Consider the following 24,468-nt stretch of genomic DNA (forward strand, 5'->3'; position numbering starts at 1 on the left):
AAAATGAGTAAAGCAGGTGCGTCGCTTGCGACCTGTTATGGACCCGTCAGCGCAGACGTTATCACCCGGGCAGAAAACATCCGTTTGCTGATCCTGGATGTGGATGGCGTGCTGTCTGATGGTCTGATTTATATGGGTAATAACGGTGAAGAGCTGAAGGCATTTAACGTCCGCGATGGTTACGGCATTCGCTGTGCGCTCACTTCCGGTATTGAGGTTGCCATTATTACCGGACGAAAGGCTAAACTTGTAGAAGATCGCTGTACCACATTGGGGATCACGCACCTGTATCAGGGACAGTCAGATAAACTGGTCGCCTTTAGCGATCTACTGAACAAACTGGCGGTCGCGCCCGAAAATGTCGCCTACGTTGGCGACGATCTGATCGACTGGCCGGTGATGGCACAAGTGGGATTAAGCGTGGCGGTGGCGGATGCTCACCCTTTGCTGATCCCGCGGGCAGATTATGTCACCCGTATTGACGGGGGACGCGGCGCTGTGCGTGAAGTCTGCGATTTATTACTGCTGGCGCAGGGCAAACTGGACGAGGCCAAAGGGCAATCGATATGAGCAAAACCAGACGTTGGGTTATCATTCTACTGTCGCTGGCTGTCCTTGTGATGATTGGTATTAATCTGGCAGACAAAGACGACACCACTCAGGCTGTCGTCAATAACAATGAGCCAACCTATAAGAGCGAACATACTGATACCCTCGTGTATAGCCCGGAAGGCGCGCTGAGCTATAACTTGATCGCGCAACACGTTGAATATTATTCAGAACAAGCGGTTTCCTGGTTTACTCAACCGGTATTAACCACGTTTGATAAGGATAAAGTACCGACCTGGTCGATCAAGGCAGATAAAGCCAAATTGACCAACGATCGCATGCTGTATCTGTACGGCCATGTTGAAGTCAACGCTCTGGTGCCTGACTCTCAACTACGCAGAATTACCACCGATAACGCGCAGATTAACCTGGTGACACAAGACGTCACTTCCGATGATCTTGTCACGTTATATGGCACAACATTTAACTCCAGCGGACTGAAGATGCGCGGTAACTTACGCAGCAAGAACGCCGAGCTGATTGAAAAGGTTAGAACCTCATATGAAATTCAAAACAAACAAACTCAGCCTTAACCTTATGCTTGCCAGCACACTTCTGGCCGCCAGCATTCCGGCATTTGCCGTCACCGGCGATACCGAGCAGCCGATCCATATTGAGTCTGACACGCAGTCGCTCGATATGCAGGGCAATGTTGTCACCTTTACTGGCAACGTGGTGATGACTCAGGGCACCATCAAAATTAACGCCGATAAAGTCGTTGTGACCCGCCCTGGTGGCGAACAGGGCAAAGAGATTATTGATGGCTACGGTAATCCCGCAACCTTCTACCAGATGCAGGACAACGGTAAACCGGTTAAAGGTCGCGCCTCACACATGCACTATGAACTGGCGAAGGATCTCGTCATCCTGACCGGTAACGCCTACCTGGAACAACTCGATAGCAACATTACCGGTGATAAGATCACCTATCTGGTAAAAGAGCAGAAAATGCAGGCCTTCAGCGAGAAAGGCAAGCGCGTCACCACCGTTCTGGTTCCGTCGCAGTTGCAGGACAAAAACAAGGCCAAGGCTCCGGCAGAGAAAAAAGGTAACTGATTCGTTATGGCAACATTAACTGCAAAGAACCTTGCAAAAGCCTATAAAGGCCGCCGCGTGGTGGAAGATGTCAGTCTGACCGTCAACTCCGGGGAGATAGTCGGTCTGCTCGGTCCTAACGGCGCGGGCAAGACGACGACCTTTTACATGGTGGTCGGCATTGTCCCGCGCGATGCGGGCAACATTATCATTGATGACGAAGATATCAGCCTGCTGCCTTTGCATGCGCGCGCACGTCGCGGCATTGGCTACTTACCGCAGGAAGCGTCAATTTTTCGCCGCTTGAGCGTGTTTGATAACCTGATGGCGGTGCTGCAGATTCGTGACGATCTGACCAGCGAGCAGCGGGAAGATCGCGCCAACGAACTGATGGAAGAATTCCACATCGAACACCTGCGTGACAGCATGGGACAGTCGCTATCCGGTGGCGAACGACGCCGCGTGGAGATCGCCCGCGCGTTGGCCGCTAATCCGAAATTTATCCTGCTGGATGAACCGTTTGCCGGTGTTGACCCGATTTCGGTTATTGATATCAAACGGATCATCGAACACCTGCGCGACAGCGGGCTTGGCGTGCTGATTACCGACCACAACGTCCGCGAAACGCTGGCAGTGTGTGAGCGCGCCTACATCGTGAGTCAGGGCCACCTGATCGCGCACGGTACGCCAACAGAAATACTGCAGGATGAGCACGTGAAGCGCGTATACCTTGGGGAAGACTTCAGACTCTGATAGGGTAGAAGACTTCACGTCACCGCAGGAGAGAATAACTCTGAACATGAAGCAAGGTTTGCAACTCAGGCTTAGCCAACAACTGGCGATGACGCCTCAGCTACAACAGGCTATCCGTCTGTTGCAGCTGTCCACGCTGGAACTTCAGCAAGAACTTCAGCAAGCGCTGGAAAGTAACCCACTGCTCGAGCAAACCGATCTTCACGACGAAATTGATACCCAGGAAAAACAGGACAGCGAATCACTCGACACTGCAGATGCTCTTGAACAAAAAGAGATGCCAGAAGAGCTGCCGCTTGACGCCAGCTGGGATGAAATTTACACCGCCGGTACGCCTTCGGGTACCAGCGGGGATTACATCGACGACGAACTGCCTGTGTATCAGGGTGAGACCACGCAATCGCTGCAGGATTACCTGATGTGGCAAGTGGAGCTGACCCCGTTCTCAGATACCGATCGCGCTATTGCGACATCCATTGTTGATGCGGTAGACGAAACCGGTTATCTCACCGTAACTCTGGACGATATTCTCGAAAGCATGGGCGATGACGACATCGGTATGGATGAAATCGAAGCCGTGCTTAAACGCGTTCAGCGTTTTGATCCCGTGGGCGTAGCGGCCAAAGATCTCCGCGACTGCTTACTGATCCAACTTTCACAGTTTGATAAAGCCACGCCGTGGCTGGAAGAAGCGTCCCTGATCATCAGCGATCACCTCGATCTGCTAGCCAACCATGACTTCCGCACGCTAATGCGCGTGACCCGACTGAAAGAAGAGGTGCTGAAAGAGGCCGTTAACCTTATTCAGTCTCTGGACCCAAGACCCGGGCAGTCTATCCAGACCGGTGAGCCAGAGTACGTCATTCCAGATGTACTGGTGCGTAAGCATAACGATCGCTGGGTGGTCGAACTCAACGGCGACAGCATTCCACGGCTGCAGATTAACCAGCACTACGCCGCCATGTGCAACAGCGCGCGCAACGATGCCGACAGCCAGTTTATTCGTAGTAATCTGCAGGATGCGAAGTGGCTGATTAAAAGCCTGGAAAGCCGCAATGATACGCTGCTGCGCGTCAGCCGCTGCATCGTTGAACAGCAGCAAGCCTTCTTTGAGCAAGGCGAAGAGTTTATGAAACCGATGGTGCTGGCGGATATCGCCCAGGCCGTCGAGATGCATGAATCGACCATTTCCCGAGTGACCACGCAAAAGTATCTGCACAGTCCGCGCGGCATTTTTGAATTGAAGTATTTCTTTTCCAGTCACGTTAACACTGAAGGCGGAGGCGAAGCCTCATCCACGGCGATCCGTGCGCTGGTGAAGAAATTAATTGCTGCGGAAAACCCCGCGAAACCGCTGAGCGACAGCAAGTTAACCTCTATATTGTCAGAACAGGGTATCATGGTGGCACGCCGCACCGTTGCGAAGTACCGAGAGTCTTTATCCATTCCGCCGTCTAACCAGCGCAAACAGCTGGTCTGACCCAACCGATAAGGAAGACACTATGCAGCTCAACATCACTGGAAACAACGTCGAAATCACGGAAGCCCTGCGCGATTTTGTTAATACAAAATTCGCCAAGCTCGAACAATATTTCGACCGGATTAATCAGGTCTATATTGTGTTGAAAGTGGAGAAGGTTACACATATCTCGGACGCAACACTGCATGTGAACGGTGGCGAAATTCATGCCAGTGCGGAAGGTCAGGATATGTACGCCGCCATTGACGGTTTAATTGATAAACTGGCTCGGCAATTAACAAAACATAAAGATAAACTGAAACAGCACTAACTTGTCCGGGCAGTTAGCGGGTGCAGGACGGCCTGTTGTGTAGCACAACAGGCCATTTGTACAGTTAGCGCTTAGGTGAAATTATGACAAATAACGATACGACTCTACAACTGAGCAATGTTCTTAACCAGGAATGTACACGCGCGGCAGTTCACTGCCAAAGCAAGAAACGCGCACTGGAAATCATCAGTGAACTGGCGGCAAAGCAGCTCAGCTTGCCTTCTCAGTTGGTATTTGAAGCTATTTTAACGCGTGAAAAAATGGGTAGTACCGGCATCGGGAATGGTATTGCTATCCCGCACGGAAAGCTCGAAGAAGACACGATGCGCGCAGTGGGCGTGTTTGTGCAACTTGAAACGCCTATCGCTTTTGACGCCATCGATAATCAACCCGTCGATCTGCTTTTCGCTCTGCTGGTACCGGCGGACCAAACCAAGACGCATTTGCATACGTTGTCACTGGTCGCCAAACGTCTGGCAGATAAAACAATCTGCCGTCGCCTGCGCGCCGCACAGAGTGACCAGGAGTTGTATCAAATCATCACGGACACCGAAGGTGGACAGGATGAAGCATAACAGCCCAATGGCATCCTTTTTTGTCGTTGTGAGGAGAAACAGTACATGGTACTGATGATCGTCAGCGGTCGTTCGGGGTCAGGCAAATCTGTCGCCTTGCGTGCGCTGGAAGATATGGGTTTTTACTGCGTGGATAACCTTCCCGTAGTGCTGTTGCCCGATCTGGCTCGTACTCTGGCCGATCGCCAGATTTCTGCAGCCGTCAGCATTGATGTGCGCAACATGCCTGAGTCCCCGGAGATTTTCGAGCAGGCAATGAACAATCTGCCTGAAGGCTTCTCACCACAGCTGCTGTTCCTTGACGCCGATCGGAACACCCTGATTCGTCGCTACAGCGACACGCGTCGCCTGCACCCACTCTCCAGCAAGAACTTATCTCTGGAAAGCGCTATCGATAAGGAAAGCGACCTGCTGGAGCCCTTGCGCTCTCGCGCTGACCTGATCGTTGATACCTCCGAAATGTCCGTGCACGAACTGGCGGAAATGTTGCGTACCCGACTGCTGGGCAAACGCGAACGCGAATTGACGATGGTATTCGAATCCTTTGGTTTCAAACACGGCATTCCCATTGACGCGGATTACGTGTTTGACGTGCGTTTCCTGCCTAACCCACACTGGGATCCGAAGCTGCGCCCGATGACCGGTCTTGACCGACCCGTCGCCGCCTTCCTCGACAGGCACACAGAAGTACACAATTTTATCTACCAGACGCGCAGCTATCTTGAGCTATGGTTACCCATGCTGGAAACCAACAACCGCAGCTACCTCACCGTAGCCATCGGCTGTACCGGCGGGAAACACCGTTCGGTGTATATTGCAGAGCAGCTGGCAGACTATTTCCGCTCACGCGGTAAAAACGTGCAGTCACGCCATCGTACGCTGGAAAAACGTAAATCATGACCGTGAAGCAAACTGTTGAAATCACGAACAAGCTGGGCATGCATGCCCGCCCAGCAATGAAACTGTTTGAACTGATGCAGGGCTTTGAAGCAGAAGTTTTGCTGCGTAATGATGAAGGAACGGAAGCCGAGGCAAACAGCGTTATCGCTCTGCTGATGCTGGATTCCGCTAAAGGGCGTCAGATTGAAGTCGAAGCCACGGGTCCACAGGAAGTTGAAGCCCTGGCAGCAGTAATTGCGCTATTTAATTCAGGGTTTGACGAAGATTAGTCGAGTGCAGAGTTACCGTTTCAGCACCTGGCCAATAGGCCGGATAAGGCGTTTAAGCCCTCTTCCGGCAATAACCCCGCTAATACAGCTTATTTTCCCGCATGAACGACTCACCGCCTAACTGGCGCATTTGGCGCATAATCCACGCCTGACGGCTACGCACATAACCAGAAGGCGCATTCGCCTTAAAACGCAAAGGATTGGGCAATACCGCCGCCAGCAAGGCCGCTTCAGACAGACTCAACCGACTGGCTGGCTTATGGAAATAGCGCTGCGCCGCCGCCTCCACGCCGAAAACCCCATCGCCAAACTCAGCAATGTTCAGGTAAACGGTCAGAATACGTTTCTTGCTCCAGACGGTTTCCATACCCAGCGTAAGCCCGGCTTCGAGGCCTTTACGCACCCAGCTACGCCCATCCCACAGAAAGAGGTTTTTTGCCGTCTGTTGCGATAAGGTCGACGCCCCGCGGATACGGTTTTCATTACGTTCGTTGTGCGCCAGCGCTTTCTCTATGGCGGAGACATCGAATCCCCAGTGCTCGGGAAACTTCTGGTCCTCTGCGGCAATGACAGCCAGTCCCATCCACACAGAGATCTCATCCATGCTCACCCAGTCCGAGTGCGCCACATAACCAAAATCACCGGACAGCCATGCGCCCAGTTGCCGTTCAACCATTACCGCAGAGAAAGGTACAGGCATCACGCTGAAAAGTGCGATGCCCCCGCCCCAGAATACGGCGAGGACAATGACCGCCCGCAGAAAGATACGTCGCAGAAAGGCGGTAACTCCTTTTTTCATTCAGCCAGCACCAGAACACGCGAGACCAGTTTCTCGATACCGCTCGCGGCTTGAGCGATATCCTGTGCCAGCATATAGGCGGGCGTGGTGACAATTTTGTTGTCTTCATCGACGACAATGTCATCAACCGGACACGGAACATGTTCAGCGCCCATTTCTTCCAGCACCTCTGCCGTATCGATATCAGTACCGATGGTCAGACGCAGCGGGAAGTCAAAAATTTTAGGTAACATGGCGGGCGCAATACACATAAAACCCAGCGGCTTACCCGCCTGATGCATGGCCACCGCCAGCGCGGCTAAGTCGCTATCAACCCGGCAGTCGCTGCCCTGGCTGGCAAAATTGCTCAGATTTTTGGCCGCGCCAAACCCACCTGGCACTATCAACGCGTCCAGTTCCGTTGAGACTGCCTGAGCGAGAGGGCGGATATCACCACGTGTTATACGTGCGGCTTCAATCAGCACATTTCGCGTTTCCTGCATCGGCTCGCCGGTCAGATGATTAATCACATCCGCTTGTTGTTTATCCGGAGCAAAGCAGACGGCTTGTGCGCCGTTGCGGGCAATGGCCAGAAGCGTGAGAACAGTTTCATGGATCTCTGCACCGTCGTACACGCCGCATCCGCTGAGGACTACACCCACTTTTTTCATCGTGATACTCCTTTCTCAACTGGCTGAAACATATTAGTTATTATGATTTAAATGCTACGCTTCACACATTTAACTGATTCATGTAACAAATTATTTAAGATTTGCTATCTTAACTGCGTGCGGCCTGAGAATTAGGGCTGCGCCCTTGTAAACAATGATAATAATTTACGGCGCAGCCACGATTTCCCTGGTGTTGGCGCAGTATTCGCGCACCCCGGTCAAGCCGGGGTCATTTTTTTTCCACGCTCGCCACCCAGGCTTTTAATACTGCCACGTCGTGCTGCCACTCCTGCTTCATCTCTTCAATCCATTCAGCAACGTTATCTTCCCAAGCAGGGAGATCCGGCGACTGGATTTGCTGAGCTAACTGTTGCAAGTGGCGCAGTCCCACTGAACCTGCCGCACCTTTAATTTTATGGCCTTCCTCAACCACGCCTTTTTTGTCACGTGCGGTCAGATTGGATTCCAGCACGCTCAAATATCCCGGCATCATCTTCTCAAACACCGCCAGCCCGTCGGTAATTAACTTCGGTCCCACCAGCTCGAGGTATTGTTCCAACATAGGAATATCTAACAGCGCTTGCGATTTACTGCTCTCTTCAGATGTCACAGTGCTCTCCTCTTTGTTTCGGGTATCCCAGTATTTTTTGATCATGGCGGTTAACGCCGGAACCGACAGCGGCTTACTCAGCACGTCGTCCATTCCCGCGTCCAGATACTCTTTTTTATCTTTCAGGACGTTGGCGGTGAGCGCAACCAGCGGCGGCAGATCCTCACGTGGGTATTTTTGCGTCAGCTCGCGCGAGATATCCAGGCCGGTCATATCCGGTAGCTGAATATCCAGCAACACCAGGTCATATTCGCCCGGCGTGAACATTTCCAGCGCGGCTTTCCCGGTCATGGCGACATCGACACTGTTGCCCAGTTTTTCCAGCACAGAACGCGCGACAATAACGTTCAGTTCAATGTCTTCAACCAGCAGCACATTCAGGGCTGGCAGCGGCATGTCATCGTCTTCAAAAGCGTCTTCTATCTCTTCCGCTACCGCAGGCGCATGCACGGTCAGCGTAAAGATCGAGCCTTTGCCAGCCTGGCTGGAGACCGTAATATCACCGCCCATATTTTTCGCCAGACGCTTCGATACGGCCAGTCCAATCCCGGTTCCCGTTGCCGGTTTGCCACCGTTGCTGTCCTTCACCTGATAATACATGGCGAAGATTTTATCCTGCTCATCCTGCGGAATGCCGATCCCAGAATCTTCAACCTCGAAATGCAGCATATCGCCCTGGTCATAGCGCGCCCTTACGGTCACCTGCCCCTGCTGTGTAAACTTCACGGCGTTGCTTATCAGATTCCACAGAATCTGGCGCAAACGCGTGCCGTCGGTAATGACCTTATGCGGTAGCGGTAACGTTGGCTCAAGTACAAAACGCAGCCCTTTTTGCTGCGCCTGCAGGCCAGAGAGGTTTTCCAGATCCGCCATAAAACTGGTGAAGTCAACAGGTTGGTTATCGAGCTGGACTTTACGTCGCTCCATCTTGTCCATATCTATGATATCGTTGAAAATATTCCCAAGCGTCACGGCAGAGACATGAATGGTTTTCAGGTATTTTTCCTGCTCAGCAGTCAGGTCCGTATCCAACAGGATCCGGCTTAAGCCGACAATACCGTTAAGCGGAGTGCGCAGCTCGTGGCTGATGGTGGAAATGAAGGTGGTCTTATCACGGCTGGCACGTTCAAGTGCGTCCTGATAACGCTTACGCTCGGTAATATCTCGCCCAAAGCCCATCAGGCCATGTCGCTTACCTACGCGGTCATAGTACGGCACTTTACGAATTTCAAAGCAGGCTTTGCGCCCGTCCGGGTAGTCCAGCCATTGTTCGTAGGTGAGCGAGACGTTATGACGGAATACCTTCTCGTCGGTTTCAATTACCTTTTCAGCCGCCTCAGGGGAGTAAACATCAGCCGGTTTTAAATGCACCAGTTGCTTTTCGCTCTTGCCGGTCAGCAGTTCCATGGCACGGTTACAGCCGGAAAATTCTTTATCTTCATTACGATAAAAAACCAGATCCGGCGAGGCATCAAGGAAAGAGCGTAGAAAGGAAGACTGTTGCTCGAGCTGGATCTGCGCTTCTTCGCGCTCTTTGATTTCAACCTTCAGTTGCTCGAACGTATCCTGGCGCTCCGCTTCGGCTTTTTCGCGCTCAACAATTTCCTGATTGAGCTGGGCAATATTATCTTTCAACTGCACATTGAGCTTGAGATCGCGCTCGCGCATCTCTTCCAGCTTTTGGACCAGTCGTGACAAGCGTTGTCGGGACTCTTCGAGTTGCTCCACCACCACTGACAGGAAGTAGACAGCCCAAGGGGTAATTAACAGACCAAAAAAGATAGAACGGATAACATCAATACTTTCTACCTGACCATGCAGCACCATGGTGACAGCCATCTGCACCACAATTGCCAACACGACCAGAGCCAGCGCTAATAGCAGCGAAAAGCGCACCAGACCCAACTTCATCATCAGGTCGACGTAATATTGCGCCAGCATACGGATTTGCTTCATAGAGGGTTCCTTCACGACAACTTGGCACAATAATACTCAATTCTTGGCGTGACGTTTGAGAATGTGCAAGAAATGCGGGGTTTCCCTCATCACGCTACGCTGTTGGCGGGCTCCAGGGTCGTCCGAGAGCAGATCCCTGGACGCCATGTACGTTGAGATAACGATCCAGTTCAACCATCCCGGTCCAGCGATTTTCACACCACAGAGGTGCCAATAGTGTTGGGCGACGCGCGCTGGCGGAAATGCGATGATAAATCACCTCTGGCGGCGTATGGCGGATCATCTCCCCGGCGGTAACCGTATAGTCGTCCAGTTCAATGCCGTTCAGCCGCCCCGCTTCCCAGGCTTTCGCCATCGTACTGCCTTTCACAATATGCAGCGGATGCAGCTTAATACCGTCGACTCCCGTCTCCACCACACGCTCCATGGTTTGCAGACATTCTGCCAGCCCTTCTCCCGGCAGACCCACAATCAGGTGCGAGCACACCTTCAGTCCGCGCTCGCGTGCCAGCCGCGTGGTGTTCTGGTAGCAGGCAAAATCATGGCCGCGGTTAATACGGTGCAGAGTTTTATCATGCGCGGTTTGCAGACCGAGCTCCAGCCATACCTCATAGCCCAGGTCTTTATACTCACAAAGCAGATCGAGTACCGCATCCGGTACACAGTCGGGGCGCGTGCCAACACATAATCCGACGATGCTGGCCTGGCTGACGGCCTGTTGGTACATCGAACGCAGCACCTGTACTTCAGCAAAGGTGCTGGTATAGGCCTGGAAATAGGCCAGATAGCGTCTGGCGCGATTGACCAACTGCGCCTGATGCTCAAGCTGCTCGGCAATGGAATGATGCTGTTGAGCTTCATCAGCAAACGAGGCGACATTACAGAAAGTACATCCGCCACGTCCGATGGTGCCATCACGATTTGGACAGCTAAAGCCGCCGTGCAGCGTGAGTTTATGAACCTTTTGTCCATAACGGCGAGAAAGATCCCCACCAAACATATTGACTAATTTCTGTAACTGCATAATCTGGTAGACCGCGCCTTGAAAAGAGGCCAAAGCCTGCCATTTTTTGCCCCAGTCGGCGATGACCTGGATCAATCGCCCTGGCGAGCCTTTATTTATTGCATAACAAATCAAAATAATTGAAATTCCATTCACTAAAAATCTAATTACTTTTCCTTATATTCAGCGGTTTTTTTTATCTTCTTATACTCTCAGCGTAAAAACAGTATCTTTAAGACGCCGAAACTTTATAAACCAGCATAAAATGCCAGACATCTCGATAAATAAAGGGAGGACGAGGGATATCAGGCCTTTCTGACAGTGAGACAGATCACACTTCCAAGAGTATTCCCCTCGGGTTAAATCAATGTAAAAAATCCTTTTATTTCAACATTTTCATAAAGTTAATTGCCCTATAGCACATTTTTGCATAAATAAGATTGCCATTTGACCTGTGTGTGGATTCCCGATAACTTGGAAATCCGCTGGAAGCTTTCTGGATGAGCAGCCTGCTCATCATATTTATGCAGTTATTGAGATTCCCTCTGAAGCAAGTCCTCAAACTTGTTTGACCTGTGCGAAAAGGATAAAGAGGGCGAATGCGAGGTAAGCGTATGACACGCAAACCCCGTCGCCATGCTCTTGGTGTGCCCGTGCGCAACGGTCCAGATGGGGATCCCGCAGAGCCTGGGGAGGTTCACTTATATGTTGTACGATAAATCCCTTGAGAGGGATAACTGTGGTTTCGGCCTGATCGCCCACATAGAAGGCGAACCTAGCCACAAGGTAGTGCGTACCGCCATACACGCACTGGCCCGTATGCAGCACCGTGGCGCAATTCTTGCCGATGGAAAAACCGGCGATGGTTGCGGCCTGCTGTTACAAAAACCTGACCGCTTTTTCCGCATCGTGGCGCAAGAGCGCGGCTGGCGTTTAGCCAAAAACTACGCCGTCGGCATGATCTTTTTAAATAAAGACCCTGAGCTGGCTGCGGCTTCTCGTCGCATTGTTGAAGAAGAATTACAGCAGGAAACCCTGTCGATTGTCGGCTGGCGCGACGTGCCGACCAACGAAGGTGTTCTCGGTGAAATTGCGCTCTCCTCCCTGCCTCGTATCGAGCAAATTTTTGTTAACGCCCCTGCGGGCTGGCGTCCGCGTGATATGGAGCGTCGCCTGTTCATTGCGCGTCGTCGTATCGAAAAACGCCTCCTGCAAGACAAAGACTTCTACGTCTGTAGCTTGTCGAATCTGGTCAATATCTATAAAGGTCTGTGTATGCCGGCGGATCTGCCGCGCTTCTACCTGGACCTCGCAGACCTGCGTCTGGAATCGGCCATCTGCCTGTTCCATCAGCGCTTCTCCACCAACACCGTACCGCGCTGGCCGCTGGCGCAGCCGTTCCGCTATCTGGCGCACAACGGTGAAATCAACACCATCACCGGCAACCGCCAGTGGGCTCGCGCGCGTACCTATAAGTTCCAGACCCCGTTGATCCCGGATTTGCACGACGCCGCGCCGTTTGTTAACGAAACCGGCTCAGACTCCAGTTCGATGGATAACATGCTGGAACTGCTGCTGGCAGGCGGGATGGACATCATCCGTGCCATGCGCTTACTGGTTCCACCGGCATGGCAGAATAATCCGGATATGGACCCGGAGCTGCGTGCGTTCTTTGACTTTAACTCCATGCACATGGAACCGTGGGATGGCCCGGCGGGCATCGTGATGTCCGACGGTCGCTTTGCCGCCTGTAACCTCGACCGTAACGGCCTGCGTCCGGCACGCTACGTCATCACCAAAGACAAGCTGATCACCTGTGCCTCTGAAGTCGGGATCTGGGATTATCAGCCGGATGAAGTGGTAGAGAAAGGCCGCGTCGGCCCCGGCGAGCTAATGGTTATCGATACCCGCAGCGGGCGCATTCTGCATTCCGCCGAAACCGATGACGATCTGAAAAGCCGACATCCGTACAAAGAGTGGATGGAGAAAAACGTCCGCCGCCTGGTACCGTTCGAAGACCTGGCTGACGATCAGGTCGGCAGCCGTGAACTCGACGATGATACGCTTGCCAGCTATCAGAAACAGTTTAACTACAGCGCTGAAGAGCTGGATTCCGTTATCCGCGTGCTCGGCGAAAATGGCCAGGAAGCGGTCGGTTCAATGGGTGACGATACCCCGTTTGCCGTGCTCTCCAGCCAGCCACGCATCATTTATGACTACTTCCGCCAGCAGTTCGCGCAGGTCACCAACCCGCCGATCGACCCGCTGCGTGAAGCGCACGTCATGTCGCTGGCCACCAGCATTGGTCGTGAGATGAACGTCTTCTGCGAAGCTGAAGGTCAGGCACACCGCCTGAGCTTTAAATCGCCGATCCTGCTGTACTCTGATTTCACCCAGCTCACCACCATGAAAGAGGAGCATTATCGCGCTGACCGCCTGGATATCACCTTCGACGTGACCGAAACTACGCTCGAAGAGACCGTCAAAGCATTGTGTGATAAGGCGGAACAGATGGTGCGCAACGGCACGGTACTGCTGGTACTCTCTGACCGCAACATCGCCAAAAACCGCCTGCCGGTTCCGGCGCCAATGGCCGTGGGCGCAGTGCAAACACGTCTGGTAGAACAGAACCTGCGCTGTGACGCTAACATCATCGTGGAAACCGCCAGTGCCCGTGACCCGCACCATTTTGCCGTCCTGCTCGGCTTTGGCGCGACGGCAATCTATCCGTACCTCGCGTATGAAACATTGGGACGTCTGATCGACACTCAGGCGATTGCCAAAGATTACCGGACCGTGATGCTGAACTACCGTAACGGCATCAATAAAGGTCTGTACAAAATCATGTCCAAAATGGGCATCTCGACCATTGCCTCTTATCGCTGCTCGAAGCTGTTTGAAGCCGTTGGTCTGCACGATGATGTGGTTGCGTTGTGCTTCCAGGGCGTGGTTAGCCGCATCAGCGGCGCAGGATTTACCGACTTCCAGCAGGATCTGCTGAACCTCTCCAAACATGCCTGGCTGGCGCGTAAGCCCATCAGCCAGGGAGGATTGCTGAAGTACGTCCACGGCGGCGAATACCACGCCTACAACCCGGACGTGGTGCGCACGCTACAACAGGCGGTGCAAAGCGGCGAGTACAGCGACTATCAGGAGTATGCAAAGCTGGTCAACGAGCGCCCAGCGGCCACGCTGCGCGATTTGCTGGCGATTACACCTGGCGATGAAGCCGTAAGTATTAACGACGTCGAACCTGCGACCGAACTGTTTAAGCGCTTTGATACCGCCGCCATGTCTATCGGCGCATTAAGCCCGGAAGCACACGAAGCGCTGGCCGAAGCGATGAACAGCATCGGCGGTAATTCCAACTCCGGCGAAGGCGGTGAAGACCCGGCGCGCTACGGCACCAACAAAGTGTCGCGGATTAAGCAGGTGGCTTCTGGTCGCTTTGGCGTAACCCCGGCGTACCTGGTCAACGCAGATGTCATTCAGATTAAAGTCGCTCAGGGCGCAAAGCCCGGCGAAGGCGGCCAGTTACCGGGCGACAAAGTCACTCCGTACATCGCCAAACTGCGTTATTCGGTACCGGGCGTGACGCTGATCTCCCCGCCGCCGCACCACGATATCTACTCTATCGAGGACTTAGCGCAGCTGATTTTCGACCTGAAACAGGTCAACCCGAAGGCGATGATCTCGGTGAAGCTGGTTTCCGAACCGGGCGTGGGCACTATTGCCACCGGTGTAGCGAAAGCCTATGCGGATCTGATCACCATCGCCGGCTACGATGGCGGTACCGGCGCAAGCCCGCTGTCATCGGTGAAATACGCCGGTTGCCCGTGGGAACTCGGTCTGGTGGAAACCCAGCAGGCGCTGGTGGCTAACGGTCTGCGTCACAAGATTCGTCTGCAGGTCGATGGCGGTTTGAAAACCGGCGTCGATATCATTAAAGCGGCGATTCTGGGTGCAGAGAGCTTCGGTTTCGGTACCGGCCCAATGGTCGCGCTGGGCTGTAAATATCTGCGTATTTGCCATCTGAACAACTGTGCAACCGGCGTGGCAACTCAGGACGACAAACTGCGTAAGAATCACTATCACGGCCTGCCGTTCAAAGTGACCAACTACTTTGAATTCATCGCCCGTGAAGTGCGTGAGCTGATGGCTGAACTGGGCGTAACCCGTCTCGTCGACCTGATTGGCCGCACTGATCTGCTCAAAGAGCTGGATGGATTTACCGCCAAACAGCAAAAGCTGGAGCTGTCTCGTCTGCTGGAAACCGCCGAGCCGCATCCGGGTAAAGCGTTGCATTGCACCGAGAACAACCCGCCGTTTGATAACGGCGTGCTGAACGCCCAGCTGTTGCAGCAGGCGAAGCCGTTCGTCGACGAGCGCCAGAGCAAAACCTTCTGGTTCGATATCCGCAACACCGACCGTTCCGTCGGCGCATCGCTGTCGGGCTATATCGCTCAGACGCATGGCGATCAGGGGCTGGCTTCTGATCCGATCAAAGCGCACTTCAGCGGTACTGCAGGCCAGAGCTTTGGCGTGTGGAACGCGGGCGGCGTGGAGCTGTATCTGACCGGCGATGCCAACGACTATGTCGGTAAAGGCATGGCGGGCGGCCTGCTGGCGGTGCGCCCTCCGGTTGGCTCTGCTTTCCGTAGCCATGAGGCGAGTATCATCGGTAACACCTGTCTGTATGGCGCCACCGGTGGTCGCCTGTTTGCTGCGGGTCGTGCGGGTGAGCGCTTTGCAGTGCGTAACTCCGGTGCAATCACCGTGGTTGAAGGTATTGGCGACAACGGCTGTGAATACATGACCGGCGGCATCGTCTGTATTCTCGGCAAAACCGGCGTTAACTTTGGCGCGGGCATGACCGGCGGATTCGCCTACGTGCTCGACGAAGACGGTGAATTCCGCAAACGCGTAAACCCGGAACTGGTCGAAGTGCTGAGCGTGGACTCGCTGGCGATCCACGAAGAGCACCTGCGCGGCCTGATTACCGAGCACGTACAGCATACCGGCTCTTCTCACGGCGAAGAGATCCTGGCGAACTGGCCAGCATTCTCGGCGAAATTCGCGCTGGTAAAACCAAAATCCAGTGATGTGAAAGCACTGTTGGGTCACCGTAGTCGTAGCGCAGCAGAGCTGCGTGTGCAGGCGCAGTAAGGGGTAGCAGCAATGAGTCAGAACGTATACCAATTTATCGACCTGCAGCGTGTTGATCCGCCGAAGAAGCCGCTGAAGATCCGTAAGATCGAATTTATCGAGATCTACGAGCCGTTTTCCGAAGGCCAGGCCAAAGCGCAGGCAGATCGCTGCCTGTCCTGCGGTAACCCGTACTGCGAGTGGAAGTGCCCGGTGCATAACTACATCCCGAACTGGCTGAAGTTGGCGAATGAGGGACGTATTTTTGAAGCGGCAGAATTGTCGCACCAGACCAACACCTTGCCGGAAGTCTGTGGCCGTGTATGCCCGCAGGATCGACTGTGTGAAGGATCCTGTACGCTGAACGATGAGTTTGGCGCAGTAACTATCGGCAATATCGAGCGCTATATCAATGATAAAGCCTTCGAGATGGGCTGGCGTCCGGATATGACCGGCGTTCGCCAGACGGACAAGCGCGTGGCAATTATCGGTGCGGGTCCGGCGGGCCTGGCCTGTGCTGATGTGCTAACCCGCAACGGCGTGAAGGCAGTGGTATTTGACCGTCACCCGGAAATCGGCGGCCTGCTGACCTTTGGTATCCCGGCCTTCAAGCTGGAAAAAGAGGTCATGACCCGGCGCCGTGAAATCTTCACCGGTATGGGCATTGAGTTCAAACTGAACGTGGAAGTGGGCCGCGACGTTCAGCTCAACGACTTGCTGAAGGATTACGACGCCGTGTTCCTTGGTGTCGGTACCTATCAGTCGATGCGCGGCGGGCTGGAAAACGAAGACGCTGATGGCGTGTTTGATGCCCTGCCGTTCCTGATTGCCAATACCAAACAGTTGATGGGCTTTGGCGAAAGCAGCAACGAGCCATACATCAGCATGGAAGGCAAACGTGTCGTCGTGCTCGGCGGTGGCGATACCGCGATGGACTGCGTGCGCACCTCCGTACGTCAGGAAGCATCGCACGTTATCTGCGCCTATCGTCGCGACGAAGAGAACATGCCGGGTTCCAAACGCGAAGTAAAAAATGCGCGTGAAGAAGGCGTCGAGTTCCAGTTCAACGTCCAGCCTTTAGGTGTGGAAGTGAATGCCAACGGGAAAGTGTGCGGCGTGAGAATGGCGCGCACTGAAATGGGCGAACCGGATGCGAAGGGGCGCCGCCGTGCGGAGATCGTCGCTGGATCCGAGCACGTTGTTCCGGCTGATGCGGTGGTCCTGGCGTTTGGTTTCCGCCCACACAGCATGGAGTGGCTGAAAGAGCACAGCGTCGAGCTGGATTCACAGGGCCGCATTATTGCCCCGGAACGTAGCGATAACGCTTTCCAGACCAGCAACCCGAAAATCTTCGCCGGTGGCGACATCGTGCGCGGTTCGGATCTGGTAGTCACCGCGATAGCCGAAGGTCGTAAAGCGGCAGACGGGATTCTGAACTACCTGGAAGTGTAATACTTTTGGCTCCCCTGACGCTGATAGCTGGGGAGCCAATATTCCTCCACTAAATACATGCGGTATCATTTTTCGAAAACCGCTCACAAATACAGCTGTATATTCAGTACATTGAAATTCCGCAGACAGTGTCTGCAGAATCTTACCATTTGGCGTAACACTTAATCTTTTCCACTACCCTGGTCGGCGTTTGTCCGCTTCTTATTGGTTAAAAATGTCGAGCCCAAAAATCAACGCAATCATCAACCTCATGAATAAAAACCATGTAAAGATTATACGTAATCGTTTGCTTTATTCTAAGAACTGTATATTATGCGGCGGATTTTTTGGGCAAAATTCATGGAGGCGTTGTGTCGCAGGACAACAATTATAGCCAGGGCCCCGTCCCTCTGGCGGCGCGGAAAGGCGTGGTTCCACTAACATTTGTCATGTTGGGTCTCACATTTTTTTCCGCCAGTATGTGGACCGGTGGCACACTCGGTACCGGTCTTTCTTATAATGATTTCTTCCTGGCAGTTCTCTTCGGTAATCTTCTCCTCGGTATTTACACTGCATTTCTCGGTTTTATCGGCGCAAAAACAGGGCTCTCAACCCACCTTCTGGCGCGTTACTCATTTGGTGTGAAAGGTTCATGGCTTCCCTCACTGCTGTTAGGCGGTACGCAGGTAGGCTGGTTTGGCGTGGGTGTGGCCATGTTTGCTATCCCGGTGGGCAAAGCGACGGGAATTGACGTCAATATCCTGATTGCAGTTTCCGGTCTGTTGATGACTATGACCATCTTTTTTGGCATCTCGGCGCTGACCGTTTTATCTATTATCGCCGTCCCCGCCATCGTCGTTCTTGGCAGCTACTCCGTCTGGCTGGCGGTGAGTGATGTCGGCGGTTTAGACCATTTAAAAGCGATAGTGCCGCAGACACCGCTGAATTTCTCCACCGCCCTGGCGCTGGTGGTCGGTTCGTTTGTCAGCGCAGGAACATTAACCGCCGACTTCGTTCGCTTTGGTCGCAACGCCAAAGGCGCGGTGCTGATTGCCATGGTGGCGTTTTTCCTTGGTAACTCTCTGATGTTTATCTTCGGCGCGGCGGGTGCCGCCGCTGTTGGACAGGCGGATATCTCCGACGTGATGATTGCCCAGGGACTGCTGCTGCCCGCGATTGTAGTGCTCGGCCTGAATATCTGGACTACCAACGACAATGCGCTGTACGCCTCAGGCCTGGGTTTTGCCAATATTACCGGCCTTTCCAGCCGTTCGCTGTCGGTGGCTAACGGTATTATCGGCACATTGTGCGCGCTATGGCTTTACAATAACTTTGTCGGCTGGCTGACCTTTCTGTCGGCAGCAATTCCTCCCATTGGCGGAGTGATCATCGCCGACTATCTGCTAAACCATCGCCGTTATGCAGACTTCAGCAAAGCGCAATTTATTTCCGTAAACTGGATAGCTATCCTGTCCGTTGCATTGGGCATTGCCGCAGGCCACTATATTCCCGGTATTGTGCCCGTCAACGCCGTACTTGGCGGCGTATTCAGTTATATCCTGCTGAATCCACTTTTTAATCGCAGCCTTGCTAAATCACCAGAGGTCAGCCATGCAGAATAATAACATCACCCTTTGTCAGGCACGTTTACAGGGACGCGAAGGATTGTGGCAGCTCACGATTGAAAACGGGCGCTTCAGCCGGATTGAGCCACAGGACACCGCCACGTTGCCGCAGGGAGAAGTACTTGATGCCGAAGGCGGCTTAGCCATTCCACCGTTCGTTGAGCCACATATCCATCTGGACACCACGCAAACCGCAGGCGAGCCGAGCTGGAACCAGTCTGGTACGTTATTTGAAGGCATTGAACGCTGGGCCGAACGTAAGGCAATGCTCACGCACGAAGACGTCAAAGCGCGCGCCATGCAGACCCTGAAGTGGCAGATGGCCAACGGCATCCAGCATGTCCGCACGCACGTTGACGTTTCCGATCCGACGCTGACGGCGCTGAAAGCCATGCTGGAGGTGAAGCAAGAAGTCGCACCGTGGATAGAGCTGCAAATTGTCGCCTTCCCGCAAGAGGGCATTCTTTCTTACCCCAACGGTGAAGCGCTATTAGAGGAAGCCGTGCGTTTGGGTGCCGACGTCATTGGCGCGATCCCCCACTTTGAATTTACGCGTGAATATGGCGTTGAGTCGCTGCACAAAATTTTCGCTCTGGCGCAGAAATATGACCGACTTATCGATGTGCACTGCGACGAAATTGACGATGAGCAGTCACGCTTTGTTGAAACCGTTGCGGCACTGGCCCATCGCGACAATATGGGCGACCGCGTGACCGCCAGCCATACCACGGCAATGCATTCCTATAACGGCGCCTATGCTTCCCGACTCTTTCGCCTGTTGAAAATGTCCGGCATCAACTTTGTCGCGAATCCACTGGTAAATATTCACCTGCAAGGGCGCTTTGATACGTATCCTAAACGTCGCGGTGTAACGCGCGTCAAAGAGATGCTGGAAGCGGAGATCAACGTCTGCTTCGGCCATGATGACGTCTTCGATCCGTGGTATCCGCTGGGCACCGCGAATATGCTGCAGGTACTGCATATGGGATTACACGTGTGTCAGCTGATGGGATACGGACAGATCAACGATGGTCTGAACCTGGTCACTACCCACAGTGCGAAAACCCTGCACCTGCAGGATTACGGTCTGAACGTGGGGAACTCCGGAAATCTGGTGATTTTAGCGGCAGAAAATGGGTTTGACGCGGTTCGTCGCCAGACGCCTGCACGTTATTCCATTCGTCACGGGCGAGTCATTGCTGAAACGGTGCCAAGCCAGACCACGCTGCATCTGACACAGCCGGAAGCGGTAACGTTTAAGCGCTAGGTTGTTCTATCCAGTGTCGGATGGCGCAAGCCTTGCCATCCGACACGGTCTGTCAGGCTTGTAATAAGCTGGCGTGTACCTTAATCACTACCTTTTTGATTTCCCCCGGCTCCCCCACCATACAGCCTGGTTTATGCGGTTCGCCCGGCATAAAAATCGCAAATCTTCCCGGCTTCAGTACGAGCGCCTGCTCATCGGCAATCTCGCTGCACAGCTGATAGTCATCCTCAACATGCATCTCATCGCACTGGCGAGCAGAATCGGTCATCCCGAACAGAATGCGTTCTTCACCGGACAATAGCACCTGAATATCAATGTACTGCTGATGCAGTTCCGCTTTCTTTTGTTCTGGGCTCTGCGTTGCAAACTGCATGACATTCATAAAAATAGTATCGCCCTGCAACGCGTAGCGCCCTGGGGTCTTCTCCTGAGGATTCGCCGCAATGGCAAGCGTTAATGCCTGCTGCAAGACCGGATGTAATCCGGCAGAAGGCAGTGAACGCAACTCATCTGACATCATAATCAATCTCCCTGGGCCAACAGCGCGGCCCCCAGTAAACCAGCGTCATGACGGTAATGCGCTGCCAGTAATTCCACGTGATAGACCAAAGGCTCTTGTGCCAGATAATGTTCAACCAGCGCCAGATATCCTTCAGCCAGACCAACGCTGCCGCCAATCACCACAATCTGGCAATCGGTCGTAGCCTTCACATCGGCGACAAGCCTTGCCAAAGTACGCGCTGAACGATGGATCAAGTGTCTTGCCTGCTCATCTCCTTGCCCGGCGCGGCTAAAAATGGTTTTGGCATCGCATCCAGCAAGCGTACCTTCGGCTGCAGCCGCGATCCCTCGACCGGAAGCGATCGCCTCGACACAGCCCACGCGCCCGCAGCCGCATACTGGCCCATGCGGGTCAGCCAGCGTATGTCCGAGATGTCCTGCCAAACCGTTGATTCCGGTCAGCAGTTTTCCCTCGCTCACCACCCCGCCGCCCACGCCGGTGGAGACGGTAATAAACACCATATCGCGGTACTCGCCCCCAAGTGCATGATGTTCAGCCCAGGCCGCCGCCTGCGCATCATTAACCGCCATGGTCGGCAAACCGGTCAGCTCTTTTAAGGTTTGTACCAGCGGGAAGTGCATAAGCCCGCCAAGATTGAGCGGGTTTATCGCCAGTAGTGTGCCCTCGCGGATAATACCGGTGGAGGCAATCGCGACGTGGACAGCCTGCCCCTGTAGCGGCGCAACGAGTGCTTGCAGTGCAGCGCGCAGCGCCTCCGGCGTTTTGCTGGCGGGCGTCGGCAATTCACGCCGCTCGCGAATTTGCAGATTACTGTCTACCAGCGCGGCTGCCAGTTTGGTACCGCCGATATCAATCGCCAACGTAGTCATGACACCGCCTTCTGCATCGCGGTGATACGCTTTTTATCCCGTTGCTCAAATAACGACATACTTCTTCCTTTACGTTAATTGCCCGGTTCAACACCGGGCAATCGGATTAACTTTTGGATTTCATCATGGTGCTTTTGTCACCGCCGAACGGCACAGCCCCGCTAAACGGTCGACCATCAATGGCATCATGCGTACGTATCGCTTCAGGACGTAGCCAGCGCTGTACGCGGGACGGCATATCGAGACCAATCAGCAGGATAACCACAAATGTCAGGCCGAAAGAGAGCGATCCCAGCGCAGTGCCCAGATCCAGACGCTGCGCAATCAGCGCCCCGATGATCGGCGCCAAAGCCCCGCCCAGCGCACCCACGTTGTAGGTGAAGCCCAGACCAGCCGCACGCTGGTCGGTATCGAAATAGCCGCCAATCAGTTTTGGTAAGATCCCGGAGATCCCTTGACCAAGCATTTGCTGGAAAAACAGCAGCAAACCCAGCACCCAGACGTTTGAGCCGCCAATCGCAAATACCGGAATAATCAGCAACTGTGAAGCCAGCAGACTGCAAACATAGGCCTTGCGCGTGCCCAGCCAGTCACCAAGAAAACCACCGACGCAACAACCGACCGCCGCGCCAAATCCGCTAAAGAACAGGACATTGGCAACCGTGTGCGGATCATAAGCCAGTTCGGTTTTCAGATAGGTTGGCAACAACGCCTGAATAGGCCATGAATAGAGGAAGGCGAACAGCACGACCACCATTAGCATGACGCCTGTCGGCCAGCGCTTCCCGCTGCTTTGCACCATAAAGCTAATGAAAATAAACGCACATATCAGGCCAAGGACCGCTACGATAGCTGCATTTTGCAGGTTGCCTGCAAAGCAAAACCACAGCGCGGTCGCGGCGGCGAGGGTCATCAGAATATTGATAACCCGATGTTCGCCCCGGTAGAGTATGTCCACCATCGTGCGCACCGGCGCTTTGCCTTCGTGTTTCTCTTTCCAGTCTTCCGCTTCCGGGATATTTTTACGCAGCCAGAGGGCGAAGATAATTGGCAGAATGCCGATGAAGAACAGCGCGCGCCATCCCCAGACCGGAACCACCAGGCTGTAGACCTGCGCGGCTATCACCGCGCCAACGGAGAAACCGGAAATCAGGAAGCCACTGGCTTTATTTCGCAGATGCTTAGGCCAGCTTTCAATAACATAAGTCGCGCTGGAACCATACTCGCCGGCCATACCCATACCGATAACCAGGCGGGCGATAAACATAGTGGTGTAGCCCGGTGCGAAGCCACAGGCCAGCGTCCCCACTGAGAACAGAATGATGCTGGTGACCATCGCCAGGCGACGTCCGTAACGGTCACCCATCGCCCCCAGCATTAATCCGCCAAACCAGCGGGAGATAAAGGCGGCGGAGATCAGACTGGCCGCCTGCACCGTCGTCAGTCCGAATTCGCCTTGTACTTCTGTCAGTACAAGGGCGATTAATACAAAATCAAAACCATCAAGCAAATATCCCAGCCAGGCGGCGGAAAATGCCCGCCATTGTGCCCGATTGAGATGGCGATACCACGGGATGCTCTGGGTAGAAGTACTCATTTTACTCTCCCGACGATCTTTGTTGTTGAGCCGGATGGCGGCTTTGCCTTATCCGGCCACGGTCGAAATATCCAGGCCGGGCAAGCGAAGCGCCCCGGCGACCCGCGATTACGCCTTTTCCGCCAACAGTTGGTTTGCCAGCGCTTTCAGTTCCGGCAAATATTGTTCATCTACCGGGGCAAATGGTTTACGGCACAGCGGAACAGAAACCACGTCCATATAGTGCAGTACCGTTTTCAGGCCGCGGAACACGCCAACTTTAATGAGCAGATCGATAACCTTATTGCACTCGGTTTGCAGCTTTTGTGCCGTCCGGATGTCGCCTTCTTTGAGCGCTTTCACAATTCCCTGGTAACGCCATCCCATGATGTTGTAGGTACTACCGATACCTCCATCTGCACCCGCCAACAGACCAGAAGCGAAGATCTCATCATAGCCGTTGTAAAGCACCAGATCGGGGTGAGCGCGGCGGATCTGTTCCATCTGATAGAGATCGCCTGAGGTTTGCTTCAGCGCACCAACGCCCGGCAACGTCACCAGCGTGTTGATCTGATCCAGCGTCAGTTTTACGCCGCTCAGTGCCGGGATGTTATAGACCACCATCGGTAAGCCATCGGCGGAATCAATAATTGCGCGGTAGTGATCGCAGTGCTCTTCAAAGCTGAACGGATAGTAAAATGGCGTGACAGCCGAAACCGCATCAAACCCGTAGCGATGCGCAGCGCTCGCCAGCTGCTGGCTCTCTTCGGTACTCACTGTGCCGACGTGGGCGATCAGCGTCACCTTGCCTTTTGCTTCTTCGGCAACAATTTCCAGTACCTGCTCTCTTTCAGCGCGGTTTTGGACAAAGGCCTCACCCGTTGAGCCACCGACATACAGCCCATCTATTCCCTGCCCAATATTGAAACGCACCAGACGGCGCAAGCTCTCGATGTCCAGTTTCTGTTGGTTATCGAATGGAGTTAACAACGCTGGCATTACGCCTTTTAAATTTCTTGCCATAACGACCTCTGAGGATGATTAGTGTTATCTGACTACATACCTTTATACCTGTTATACCAG

Annotated in this window: 21 protein-coding genes; 13 read left to right on the forward strand and 8 right to left on the reverse strand. The window is 53.8% G+C overall.

Annotated features, from left to right (window positions below):
* The first annotated feature begins 3 nt into the window (after positions 1–3).
* The 9 genes from kdsC (at position 4) to npr (ending at position 5,931) form a co-directional block, all read left to right on the forward strand.
* Positions 4–570 carry a 3-deoxy-manno-octulosonate-8-phosphatase KdsC gene (gene kdsC / locus OGY15_RS05650; RefSeq protein WP_151217867.1) on the forward strand — a complete coding sequence of 189 codons (567 nt, stop codon included), beginning with the start codon at positions 4–6 and terminating at the stop codon, positions 568–570.
* On the forward strand, positions 567–1,142 hold the full coding sequence (gene lptC / locus OGY15_RS05655) for an LPS export ABC transporter periplasmic protein LptC (protein WP_151217868.1): 576 nt from the start codon (positions 567–569) through the stop codon (positions 1,140–1,142). The genes kdsC and lptC overlap by 4 nt, the downstream gene beginning before the upstream one ends.
* Positions 1,111–1,665 carry a lipopolysaccharide ABC transporter substrate-binding protein LptA gene (gene lptA / locus OGY15_RS05660; protein ID WP_151217869.1) on the forward strand — a complete coding sequence of 185 codons (555 nt, stop codon included), beginning with the start codon at positions 1,111–1,113 and terminating at the stop codon, positions 1,663–1,665. The genes lptC and lptA overlap by 32 nt, the downstream gene beginning before the upstream one ends.
* A gap of 6 nt (positions 1,666–1,671) precedes the next feature.
* Positions 1,672–2,397 carry an LPS export ABC transporter ATP-binding protein gene (gene lptB, locus OGY15_RS05665; protein WP_003025073.1) on the forward strand — a complete coding sequence of 242 codons (726 nt, stop codon included), beginning with the start codon at positions 1,672–1,674 and terminating at the stop codon, positions 2,395–2,397.
* Positions 2,398–2,443: 46 nt separating this feature from the next.
* Positions 2,444–3,877, forward strand: a complete 1,434-nt coding sequence (gene rpoN / locus OGY15_RS05670) for an RNA polymerase factor sigma-54 (protein ID WP_286538721.1) — start codon at positions 2,444–2,446, stop codon at positions 3,875–3,877.
* Positions 3,878–3,899: 22 nt separating this feature from the next.
* The gene (gene hpf / locus OGY15_RS05675; protein ID WP_003025078.1) at positions 3,900–4,187 is read left to right on the forward strand and encodes a ribosome hibernation promoting factor; all 288 of its coding nucleotides are present in this window, start codon (positions 3,900–3,902) and stop codon (positions 4,185–4,187) included.
* Between the two features lie 83 nt (positions 4,188–4,270).
* Positions 4,271–4,762, forward strand: a complete 492-nt coding sequence (gene ptsN, locus OGY15_RS05680) for a PTS IIA-like nitrogen regulatory protein PtsN (RefSeq protein ID WP_151217871.1) — start codon at positions 4,271–4,273, stop codon at positions 4,760–4,762.
* A 45-nt stretch (positions 4,763–4,807) separates the two neighbouring features.
* Positions 4,808–5,662, forward strand: a complete 855-nt coding sequence (gene rapZ, locus OGY15_RS05685; RefSeq protein WP_003025085.1) for an RNase adapter RapZ — start codon at positions 4,808–4,810, stop codon at positions 5,660–5,662.
* The gene (npr, locus tag OGY15_RS05690; protein WP_003828770.1) at positions 5,659–5,931 is read left to right on the forward strand and encodes a PTS phosphocarrier protein NPr; all 273 of its coding nucleotides are present in this window, start codon (positions 5,659–5,661) and stop codon (positions 5,929–5,931) included. Before rapZ ends, npr begins: the two co-directional genes overlap by 4 nt.
* A 79-nt stretch (positions 5,932–6,010) precedes the next feature.
* On the opposite strand, the gene mtgA is transcribed toward npr, so the two are convergent.
* The 4 genes from mtgA to mnmL all read right to left on the reverse strand — a co-directional run bounded on the left by mtgA (position 6,011) and on the right by mnmL (position 10,970).
* Positions 6,011–6,730 (reverse strand): monofunctional biosynthetic peptidoglycan transglycosylase, encoded by a 720-nt coding sequence (gene mtgA / locus OGY15_RS05695; protein WP_151217872.1) that lies wholly within the window; start codon positions 6,728–6,730, stop codon positions 6,011–6,013.
* A complete protein-coding gene (gene elbB / locus OGY15_RS05700; protein WP_151217873.1) occupies positions 6,727–7,380 on the reverse strand; it encodes an isoprenoid biosynthesis glyoxalase ElbB in 654 nt (217 codons plus the stop codon). The genes mtgA and elbB overlap by 4 nt, the downstream gene beginning before the upstream one ends.
* Positions 7,381–7,609: 229 nt before the next feature.
* Positions 7,610–9,946: an aerobic respiration two-component sensor histidine kinase ArcB gene (gene arcB, locus OGY15_RS05705; RefSeq protein ID WP_187253330.1), complete on the reverse strand. Its 2,337-nt coding sequence runs from the start codon at positions 9,944–9,946 to the stop codon at positions 7,610–7,612.
* Between the two features lie 94 nt (positions 9,947–10,040).
* Positions 10,041–10,970: a tRNA modification radical SAM protein MnmL/YtqA gene (gene mnmL / locus OGY15_RS05710; protein WP_151217875.1), complete on the reverse strand. Its 930-nt coding sequence runs from the start codon at positions 10,968–10,970 to the stop codon at positions 10,041–10,043.
* A gap of 684 nt (positions 10,971–11,654) precedes the next feature.
* Between mnmL and gltB the strand changes: the two genes are divergently transcribed.
* The 4 genes from gltB (at position 11,655) to OGY15_RS05730 (ending at position 20,417) form a co-directional block, all read left to right on the forward strand.
* Positions 11,655–16,115, forward strand: a complete 4,461-nt coding sequence (gltB, locus tag OGY15_RS05715) for a glutamate synthase large subunit (RefSeq protein ID WP_187253331.1) — start codon at positions 11,655–11,657, stop codon at positions 16,113–16,115.
* 12 nt (positions 16,116–16,127) lie between these two features.
* A complete protein-coding gene (locus tag OGY15_RS05720) occupies positions 16,128–17,546 on the forward strand; it encodes a glutamate synthase small subunit (protein WP_286538728.1) in 1,419 nt (472 codons plus the stop codon).
* 350 nt (positions 17,547–17,896) lie between these two features.
* Complete coding sequence (codB, locus tag OGY15_RS05725; RefSeq protein ID WP_187253332.1) at positions 17,897–19,147, forward strand: cytosine permease; 1,251 nt, start codon at positions 17,897–17,899, stop codon at positions 19,145–19,147.
* Complete coding sequence (locus OGY15_RS05730) at positions 19,137–20,417, forward strand: cytosine deaminase (protein ID WP_151217876.1); 1,281 nt, start codon at positions 19,137–19,139, stop codon at positions 20,415–20,417. Before codB ends, OGY15_RS05730 begins: the two co-directional genes overlap by 11 nt.
* A 52-nt stretch (positions 20,418–20,469) precedes the next feature.
* On the opposite strand, the gene nanQ is transcribed toward OGY15_RS05730, so the two are convergent.
* The 4 genes from nanQ to nanA all read right to left on the reverse strand — a co-directional run bounded on the left by nanQ (position 20,470) and on the right by nanA (position 24,408).
* Positions 20,470–20,937, reverse strand: coding sequence for an N-acetylneuraminate anomerase (gene nanQ / locus OGY15_RS05735; protein ID WP_151217877.1), 468 nt, complete (start codon positions 20,935–20,937; stop codon positions 20,470–20,472).
* A 2-nt stretch (positions 20,938–20,939) separates the two neighbouring features.
* A complete protein-coding gene (gene nanK / locus OGY15_RS05740) occupies positions 20,940–21,809 on the reverse strand; it encodes an N-acetylmannosamine kinase (protein ID WP_286538731.1) in 870 nt (289 codons plus the stop codon).
* A 106-nt stretch (positions 21,810–21,915) separates the two neighbouring features.
* Positions 21,916–23,406, reverse strand: coding sequence for a sialic acid transporter NanT (gene nanT, locus OGY15_RS05745; RefSeq protein WP_187253333.1), 1,491 nt, complete (start codon positions 23,404–23,406; stop codon positions 21,916–21,918).
* 108 nt (positions 23,407–23,514) lie between these two features.
* Positions 23,515–24,408: an N-acetylneuraminate lyase gene (gene nanA, locus OGY15_RS05750; protein WP_121585117.1), complete on the reverse strand. Its 894-nt coding sequence runs from the start codon at positions 24,406–24,408 to the stop codon at positions 23,515–23,517.
* Between the last annotated feature and the right edge of the window lie 60 nt (positions 24,409–24,468).

The sequence above is a fragment of the Citrobacter sp. Cu231 genome (genome assembly GCF_030332265.1).
Classification (GTDB): domain Bacteria; phylum Pseudomonadota; class Gammaproteobacteria; order Enterobacterales; family Enterobacteriaceae; genus Citrobacter; species Citrobacter meridianamericanus.

What these genes read in the sequence shown, in the direction of transcription:
- OGY15_RS05730 (WP_151217876.1), top strand. Translation starts at nt 19,137, where the DNA reads ATGCAGAATAATAACATCACCCTTTGTCAGGCACGTTTACAGGGACGC.
- nanK (WP_286538731.1), bottom strand. Translation starts at nt 21,809, where the DNA reads ATGACTACGTTGGCGATTGATATCGGCGGTACCAAACTGGCAGCCGCG.
- arcB (WP_187253330.1), bottom strand. Translation starts at nt 9,946, where the DNA reads ATGAAGCAAATCCGTATGCTGGCGCAATATTACGTCGACCTGATGATG.
- nanQ (WP_151217877.1), bottom strand. Translation starts at nt 20,937, where the DNA reads ATGATGTCAGATGAGTTGCGTTCACTGCCTTCTGCCGGATTACATCCG.
- gltB (WP_187253331.1), top strand. Translation starts at nt 11,655, where the DNA reads ATGTTGTACGATAAATCCCTTGAGAGGGATAACTGTGGTTTCGGCCTG.
- nanA (WP_121585117.1), bottom strand. Translation starts at nt 24,408, where the DNA reads ATGGCAAGAAATTTAAAAGGCGTAATGCCAGCGTTGTTAACTCCATTC.
- mtgA (WP_151217872.1), bottom strand. Translation starts at nt 6,730, where the DNA reads ATGAAAAAAGGAGTTACCGCCTTTCTGCGACGTATCTTTCTGCGGGCG.
- npr (WP_003828770.1), top strand. Translation starts at nt 5,659, where the DNA reads ATGACCGTGAAGCAAACTGTTGAAATCACGAACAAGCTGGGCATGCAT.
- kdsC (WP_151217867.1), top strand. Translation starts at nt 4, where the DNA reads ATGAGTAAAGCAGGTGCGTCGCTTGCGACCTGTTATGGACCCGTCAGC.
- OGY15_RS05720 (WP_286538728.1), top strand. Translation starts at nt 16,128, where the DNA reads ATGAGTCAGAACGTATACCAATTTATCGACCTGCAGCGTGTTGATCCG.
- mnmL (WP_151217875.1), bottom strand. Translation starts at nt 10,970, where the DNA reads ATGCAGTTACAGAAATTAGTCAATATGTTTGGTGGGGATCTTTCTCGC.
- rapZ (WP_003025085.1), top strand. Translation starts at nt 4,808, where the DNA reads ATGGTACTGATGATCGTCAGCGGTCGTTCGGGGTCAGGCAAATCTGTC.
- rpoN (WP_286538721.1), top strand. Translation starts at nt 2,444, where the DNA reads ATGAAGCAAGGTTTGCAACTCAGGCTTAGCCAACAACTGGCGATGACG.
- hpf (WP_003025078.1), top strand. Translation starts at nt 3,900, where the DNA reads ATGCAGCTCAACATCACTGGAAACAACGTCGAAATCACGGAAGCCCTG.
- elbB (WP_151217873.1), bottom strand. Translation starts at nt 7,380, where the DNA reads ATGAAAAAAGTGGGTGTAGTCCTCAGCGGATGCGGCGTGTACGACGGT.
- ptsN (WP_151217871.1), top strand. Translation starts at nt 4,271, where the DNA reads ATGACAAATAACGATACGACTCTACAACTGAGCAATGTTCTTAACCAG.
- lptB (WP_003025073.1), top strand. Translation starts at nt 1,672, where the DNA reads ATGGCAACATTAACTGCAAAGAACCTTGCAAAAGCCTATAAAGGCCGC.
- nanT (WP_187253333.1), bottom strand. Translation starts at nt 23,406, where the DNA reads ATGAGTACTTCTACCCAGAGCATCCCGTGGTATCGCCATCTCAATCGG.
- lptC (WP_151217868.1), top strand. Translation starts at nt 567, where the DNA reads ATGAGCAAAACCAGACGTTGGGTTATCATTCTACTGTCGCTGGCTGTC.
- lptA (WP_151217869.1), top strand. Translation starts at nt 1,111, where the DNA reads ATGAAATTCAAAACAAACAAACTCAGCCTTAACCTTATGCTTGCCAGC.